Origin of the sequence: Polaromonas sp., from assembly GCF_031411155.1 — a bacterium.
GTDB lineage: Bacteria > Pseudomonadota > Gammaproteobacteria > Burkholderiales > Burkholderiaceae_C > Polaromonas.
Genome location: NZ_JANOAL010000143.1, coordinates 1 through 6439, shown reverse-complemented (window position 1 = coordinate 6439; position 6439 = coordinate 1). Strand labels below are relative to the sequence as shown.

Here is a 6439-nt window from a genome sequence, read left to right as displayed (position 1 = left end):
GGCGGCGAAGGCGCGCACTTCCAGATCCGGCGCATCGAGGGTGGGCTCCAACGGCCGCCGCGCCGGGCCGCCCCAAGCAAGGCCAGCCACCTCGGGGGGCAGCGCAGCACACGCAGTGGCAAGCGTGGGGGCTATGAATGCCCTGGCTTCGCGGTTGGCGCGGGCGATCAACGCTGGCGTTTCACGCGGTGGGTAAATGGCAGCGACGCCTACTTTGGCATCGAGCTTTTCCAGCGCCGCATGGTTGGGATCGAGCTGCAGCACGGTCTCGGGGCTGTCCAGCAACAGGCCCAGCCAGGCCGGGCCATTGTCCAGCAGCTGCGCGGCCAGAATCTGCGACGGTTTCAAAGCCAGCGCCGCCGCGACCTGCGCCAGCATCACCGGGCTGGGCGCCGAGCGCTTGAGTGGCGGGGCGGCAAACGCCAGGCGCGTGCCCTCGCGCCGGATTTTCACCAGCCCGACCTGGCATTGCTGCACGATGAAGTCCGGGCCGCGCGGCTGGCCGCCGGCCTGCAGCCAGGCGTGGCAGCTGCCCAGCGTCGGGTGGCCGGCAAACGGCAACTCGCCGCCGGGCGTGAAAATCCGCAACTGGTAGTCGGCCGATGCATCGACCGGCGGCAGCACAAAGGTGGTCTCCGACAGGTTGGTCCAGCGCGCAAAACGCTGCATCGCCTCGTCACTGAGGCCGGCGCCGTCCAGCACCACGGCCACCGGGTTGCCAAAGTAGGGCGTGGCGCTGAACACGTCCACTTGCTTGAAAAGGCGTGGCTTCATGGGGCTGCTCTCCCGTTGGGTTCAGGGTTTCGCGCCGGTCAAACCTCGGCCGGCACCAGCGCCGCCTGCTGCTCGCGGATCGCGCTGGCCAGGGCGCCGATGCCGATATTGATCTGCTCCACGCTGGAGGTGACAAACGACAGGCGCAAGGTGCGCGGGTCGGCGTGGTCGGCGTAAAAGGCCCAGCCCGGCACAAAGGCCACATTGCGTTCCACCGCCTTGGGCAGCAGGTCGATGGCGTTCATGCCTTCGGGCAGGCGCACCCACAAAAACATGCCGCCGGCCGGGGTGTTCCATTGCACGCCCTCGGGCATGTCGCGCTTCATCGCCGCCAGCATGGCGTCGCGCTGCGACCTGTAGAGCGCGCGTATGGTCGGCACATGCCGGTCCAGAAAGCCGTCTTTCATGACCTCGGCCACCATGCGCTGGTTAAAGCCGGGGCTGTGCAGGTCGGCCGCCTGCTTGGCCTGCAGCAGCTTGGGAAAGATGGCCTTGGGCGCCACCATGAAACCCAGCCGCAGGCCGGGCGCCAGCACCTTGGAAAACGAGCCGAGGTAGACGCAGCCCTCGGGGTTGCGCGCCGTCAGCGGCAGCGGCGGCGGGCTGTCGAACCACAGGTCGCCATAGGGGTTGTCTTCGACCAGCGGCAGGCCCAGCCGGGCCGCCTCGGCGCTCAGGGCGGCGCGGCGCGACTCGGGCATGGTGCGGCCGGTCGGGTTCTGGAAATTGGGCAGCACGTAAAAGAAGCGCGCACCGGCGGCCTTGGCGGCCAGGTCGGCCAGGTCCACGCCGCCCTCGTCGCTGGCCACGCCCACGATGTCCGGCTCCATCGGCGTGAAGGCCTGCAGCGCGCCCAGGTAGGTTGGGGTTTCGACCAGCACACGGCTGCCGGCGTCAATCAGTACCTTGGCCAGCAGGTCCAGCCCCTGCTGCGAGCCGGTGGTGATCAGCACCTGGGCCGGGTCCACGTCCCAGGGCAGCATCGCCGCCACCAGCTCGCGCAGCGGCGCATAGCCTTCGCTGGCGGCGTACTGCAGCGCGGCATGGCCGTCTTCGCGCAGCACTTTTTCGCAGGCCGCGCTGAAGGCGGCAATCGGAAACGTCTTGGGCGAGGGCAGGCCGCCGGCAAAGCTGATGATGCCGGGCTTTTCGGTGACCTTCAGGATCTCGCGGATCACCGAGGGGTTCATTTTCTTGGCGCGCTGCGCCTGGGTCCATTCCATTTCCATCTCCTTTGTAGGCGGGCGCCGCCTGAATCAACAGCAAGCCCGGTTCATCAACGATTGCACTAACCTTGTTGCGGGGTCTGGGCAGCGGCCAGCCTTGCAGTATGAACCGGCATTTTCTTGCCGGCAAACACCGTGGCGATCACCGCCAGGCCAAAGCCCACCGTCACCGCGTCCAGCCGCTCGCCGAGCAGCGGCACCGACACCAGCATCGATAGGAAGGGCTGCACCAGTTGCACCTGGCTGACGCGCACCGTGCCGCCCAGCGCCAGCCCGCGGTACCAGGCAAAAAAGCCCAGCCACATCGAAAACACCGCCACATAGGCAAAGCCCCACCAGGCGCTGGCCTTGAGCGGTCCGGCGGGCCAGCTCAGCACCGTCAGCGGCAGGGTCAGCGGCAGGGCGATCAGCAGGGCCCAGCAAATTACATGCTCGGCGCGCATCTGCTGCGACAGTCGGGCGCCATAGCCATAGCCCACGGCGGCGCACAGCATGGCCGCCAGCAACAGCAGGTCGGCAAAATGAATCGCCAGACCGCCCGTGCCATTGCCCGAGCGCAGCATGGCAAAGGCCACCACCAGCGCGCTGCCCAGGGCGGCGCAGCCCCAGAAACCGCTAGAGGGGCGCTGGCGGTGCAGCAGCGCGCCGACGGCGGCGGTGGCCAGCGGCAGCACGCCCACGATCACGCTGGCATGCACCGCTTCCACATAGCGCATGGCGACCGAGGTGAACAGCGGAAAGCCAAATACCACGCCGGCCGAGGTGATCAGCAGCGGCCCCAGGTCGGCGCGCCGGGGCAGCGGCGCGCGCGTGGCCCGCAAAAATAGCGCCGACAGCGCCGCCGCCACCAGCGCCCGGCCCATGGCGATAAAGACCCCCGACATCTGCGGCGCATCGGGCGTGCCCACGGCCAGCCGCGTCATCGGCAGCGTGACCGAGAAAATCACGATGCCGAGCAGGCCCAGCCACAGGCCTTTCCTGACTTGCTGCTGTTGCGGGCTCATAAAAAGAGCATCCAGACGGCCGTGACGACCAGCACGCCCGCCATCACACGGTTAAACCAGACCAGGCGCTGGCCGCTGCCCGCAGGCCCGGCCAGCCAGTCGCGCAACAGCGAGCCGACCAGCGCGTAGCTGAGGTTGCTCACCAGCGCGAAGGCCAGCATCACCGGCAACACCACGGCAAAGCGCTGGCCGGGGTCGCTGCGCCCGGCGATCCAGCCGCTCACAATCGCCAGCGCCAGCATCCAGGCCTTGATGTTGACGAATTGCAGGGCCGCGCCCTGCCAGAAGCTGACATGCATGCGGGCCGCATGGGCTTCGTCGAGCTGGCGTGACCTGGCAATTTTTGCGGCCAGCCACAGCAGATAGGCCACGCCGCCAATCTTGACGGCCGAGCCCAGCAGCGGCACCGCCAGCAGCAGCGCGCCCAGGCCCAGCGCACACAGCGACAGCAGCACGCCCCAGCCGAGCGGCACCGAGCAGACAAAGGGCAGCGCGCGCCTGAAGCCGTGGTTGGCCGCCAGCGCCGTCGACAGCGTGGTGTTGGGCCCCGGCGTGAAGCTCATCGCCGTGGCCAGCACCAGCAAAGCGGTAAATTCTTGCCAATTCATGGTTCAGACTTTATAGTTGAAAGCAGCACAGAACCGATACAGTTTTGGCTACAAATTTGCAAACTGTATTGCCTGCCTTGTCAGCACAGATAGCCCCTTCATGAATCAGGCCCCGCCATGCTGATGAAAACCGCCTCCCAGTCGCTGACGGAACAGCTCAGCGCGCGCTTTGCCGAGCGCATCAAAAGCCGGCTGCTGGCGCCTGGCGCGCGCCTGCCCTCGGTGCGGCTGTGTGCCGGCCAGCAGGGCGTGAGCGTCTCCACCGTGGTCGCCGCCTATGACCAGCTGCTGGCCCAGGGCCTGGTGGTGGCGCACAAGAACCGCGGCTTTTTTGTCCGCGAATATGCATCAAATAACCCTCTGGCCCATACGGAACGTGCACATACAGCTATCAATTTGGTAGCGTCCGTAAAATCGCCAGAAGTCTTTTTGCCGCAGCACAACCCGGTCAATGCGACCGCGCTGATTCGCGGCATGTTCCAGGGCCTCAGCGACAAGCCGCAGCCCGGCATGGGCGTGTTTCCGCCGGACTGGCTGGAAACCAGCTTCATGCCCGCCGCCGTGCGCAAGGTCACCAGCACCCGTGCGCTGAAGGAGTATTCGCTGCAATATGGCGAGCCGGCCGGCGACGGCGGCCTGCGCCGCGCGCTCTCGAAAAAGCTGGTGTCGCTCAATCTGCAGGTCGCGCCCGAGCAGATCATCACCAGCGTCGGCGCCACCCATGCGCTGGACATTGTCAGCCGCACCCTGCTGCGCGCCGGCGACTGCGTGATGGTCGAGGAGCCCGGCTGGGCCGTCGAGTTTGCGCGGCTGGAGGCCATGGGCATGCGGATTTTGCCGGTGCCGCGCCGCGCCGACGGCCCCGACCTGGCCGTGATGGCGCGCTATTGCGAACTCCACAGCCCCAAGCTGTTTGTCAGCGTCAGCGTGTTTCACAACCCGACCGGTTACTGCCTGACGCCCGGCAGCGCCCACCGCGTGCTGCAGCTGGCGAATCAGCACCATTTTCATATTGTCGAAGACGACACCTACAGCCACCTGGCGCCCGAACACGCGACCCGGCTGTGCGTGCTGGACGGCCTGCAGCGCACGATTTACGTCAGCGGCTTTGCCAAGATTCTGGCGCCGGGCTGGCGCGTCGGCTACCTGGCCGCGCCGACCGATCTGGTCGAACGCCTGCTCGATACCAAGCTGCTGGCCACCCTGACCACACCCGCCCTGCTCGAAAAAGCGCTGGCCTGGTGCATAGACCAGGGTCAGTTGCGCCGCCACGCCGAACGCATACGCACCCGGCTCGACCTGGCCAGAGCCCGCAGCGCCCGGCTGGCGCTGGCCCACGGCTGCACTTTCGCGGCCGAGCCGGCCGGCCTGTTTGGCTGGGTCGATACCGGGGTCGACACCGACGCGCTGTCGCAGCGCATGCTGGACGAGGGCTACCTGATTGCCCCCGGCGCGCTGTTTCATGCGGTGCGCACGCCCAGCACCCTGATGCGCATCAACTTCGCCACCACCCAGGACGCGGCCTTCTGGACGGTGTTTGCGCGGCTGCGCGATGGCATGCGTTGAAGGGGCTGCCGCCTATTCCACAATCTCCCAGCGAATCATCATGGCGTGGTCTTCATGGACCAGGTTGTGGCAGTGCATCATGTACTTGCCCAAAAAGTCCCTGAAGCGCAGGAACACCCGCACCTCGTCTCCCGGCGCCAGCACATAGACATCCTTGCGCCCACTCTCGTGCGGCGCCGGCGGCAGGCCGTTGCGGCTCAAAATGCGGCCTTCCTCGAAGTGGATGTGCACCGGGTGATGCCAATCGCCCTTGCCCTTGAGCGTCCAGATTTCGGCGGTGCCGCGCCTGGGGGAAGCAATCGTATTCTCGACATCAAAAATCTTGCCGTTGACGGTCCAGACCTCGTTTTGCTTGTCGAACTCAAAGCGCCGGTTGCGCACCACTTCGGCCAGGTTGATGGGCGGCAGCGCGCGCAGGGCGGCCGGCACCTGGCTCAGGTCGGGGCTGGCCGGGTCGCTGTCGATATCAAAGCGCAGGATTTGCGTTCCGGCGTTGGTCAACAGGCCGCTGGCGTCACGGTTGCCGGTTTCCGGCCCGCGGCCGTCGGTCTGGATCAGGCGGTTCACCAGGTAGAGCTTGCTGCCCAGGGGGTACTGGGAAAAGTCGACCACGATATCGGCCCGCTCGGCCACGCCCAGGCGCACCTTCTTCACGCCCGGCAATGGCGCGGGCAGCAGGTTGCCGTCGTTGGAAATGTAGGTGAAGCTCTGGTTCACGCCGCTGCCGTCGGTCAGGTAAAACTCGTAAAAGCGCGACGGACCGCCGTCGAGCAGGCGAAAGCGGTACTTGCGCCGCTCCACCGGGAACTTCGGCTGAACCTTGCCGTTGACGCAGAACTTGTTGCCCAGAATGCCCTTGGTGGCGAACTGGTCGAACGCCATCATGCCGCTGGAGTCGAAGAATTTGTCCTGAAACACCAGCGGAATGTCGTACTTGCCAACGCCGCTGGGCAGGCGCAGCGCCAGCGGATTCGGGTCGCGCTCGTCGCCGGAGTCGATTTCATCGAACAGCAGGTAAAAGCCGGTCAGGCCGCGGTAGACATTGGGCGCGGTGAAATCCAGCCGGTGGTCGTGGTACCAGAGCGTGCCCAGGGCCTCGCGCGTGTCGCCGTCGCTGGCGTGGTAGCGCGGGTCGTCATAGCCGGCGTAGCAGTTGGGGTAGTGGTGGTCCTTGTAGGCACCGGCTGCCGTCATGGTTGGCCCGTATTTGGTGGCGCTGTACCAGTCACCGGTGAAGCCATCGCTCTCCGAGCCATCGTGC

At 66.5% G+C, this 6439-nt stretch carries 6 protein-coding genes; 1 reads left to right on the top strand and 5 read right to left on the bottom strand.

Annotation, left to right across the window (positions count from 1 at the left end; genetic code table 11):
* From RMO23_RS09615 to RMO23_RS09600, 4 genes are all read right to left on the bottom strand, one after another.
* Positions 1 to 774 (bottom strand): PhzF family phenazine biosynthesis protein (locus tag RMO23_RS09615; RefSeq protein WP_309680874.1); only part of this gene is annotated, 774 nt, incomplete at its 3' end.
* A gap of 38 nt (positions 775 to 812) precedes the next feature.
* Entirely contained in the window at positions 813 to 1997 is a 1185-nt protein-coding gene (locus RMO23_RS09610) for a PLP-dependent aminotransferase family protein (protein WP_309680873.1), read from the bottom strand.
* A 65-nt stretch (positions 1998 to 2062) separates the two neighbouring features.
* On the bottom strand, positions 2063 to 3004 hold the full coding sequence (locus RMO23_RS09605; RefSeq protein WP_309680872.1) for a DMT family transporter: 942 nt from the start codon (positions 3002 to 3004) through the stop codon (positions 2063 to 2065).
* Positions 3001 to 3612 carry a LysE family translocator gene (locus tag RMO23_RS09600; protein WP_309680871.1) on the bottom strand — a complete coding sequence of 204 codons (612 nt, stop codon included), beginning with the start codon at positions 3610 to 3612 and terminating at the stop codon, positions 3001 to 3003. The genes RMO23_RS09605 and RMO23_RS09600 overlap by 4 nt, the downstream gene beginning before the upstream one ends.
* A gap of 117 nt (positions 3613 to 3729) precedes the next feature.
* Here RMO23_RS09600 and RMO23_RS09595 point away from each other — a divergent pair, with 117 nt between their 5' ends.
* Complete coding sequence (locus RMO23_RS09595; RefSeq protein ID WP_309680870.1) at positions 3730 to 5178, top strand: PLP-dependent aminotransferase family protein; 1449 nt, start codon at positions 3730 to 3732, stop codon at positions 5176 to 5178.
* Positions 5179 to 5190: 12 nt separating this feature from the next.
* Here the strand turns inward: RMO23_RS09595 and RMO23_RS09590 are convergent.
* The coding region (locus RMO23_RS09590) for a multicopper oxidase domain-containing protein (protein WP_309680869.1) at positions 5191 to 6439 on the bottom strand (1249 nt) is incomplete at its 5' end.